The sequence below is a fragment of the Metasolibacillus meyeri genome, from assembly GCF_003049505.1.
GTDB lineage: Bacteria > Bacillota > Bacilli > Bacillales_A > Planococcaceae > Metasolibacillus > Metasolibacillus meyeri.
This window is the reverse complement of sequence record NZ_PYWN01000131.1, coordinates 1-514: the sequence shown is the minus strand read 5'-3', so window position 1 is coordinate 514 and position 514 is coordinate 1. Positions and strand designations below refer to the sequence as shown.

Here is a 514-nt window from a genome sequence, read left to right as displayed (position 1 = left end):
AGCTGTCCCCATTGATGAGGTGTTGCCTTCTAAAGAATTATCAGCCTATGGATATAAATTTAATCCAGTTCCTGTCGCTCCTTCAGAGCCGATTATTGTAATTCCATTTACATCTACAGGACCAATAAATAACATTACACCCACAGAAAACGGCTTCATTGTCCCAGCAGGAATTTTTGAAATAACTGTTCAACTTACTGCGGAATTAAATGCCGGACTCCTCACATCTAATTTTGCGATAGCTATAAATGGAGAACCCATAGAAACTACACTTTTCTCAATGACCTCGAATTCCCCTGTTGCCGGATCTTTAACAATTCAAAAGTTAAATTCAGGTGATGTAGTTTCAATTGTCATACTCAATCCAGTAGATCTCTCTACAATCCCCATCACTGGAAATTTTGCTATTAAAAAATTGAATTAATTTTTATTCTATAAACTACAACTGCTGGTTGTTTAAATCAGCAGTTATTTTCATTTCCACTATCTCTTTTTACTCCATGTAATGGTTCAA

The 514-nt window shown here is 35.6% G+C and carries 1 protein-coding gene; it reads left to right on the top strand.

What is annotated here, in order from left to right:
* On the top strand, positions 1-424 hold a 424-nt coding region (locus C9J34_RS22080; RefSeq protein WP_193769060.1), incomplete at its 5' end, for a hypothetical protein.
* Between the last annotated feature and the right edge of the window lie 90 nt (positions 425-514).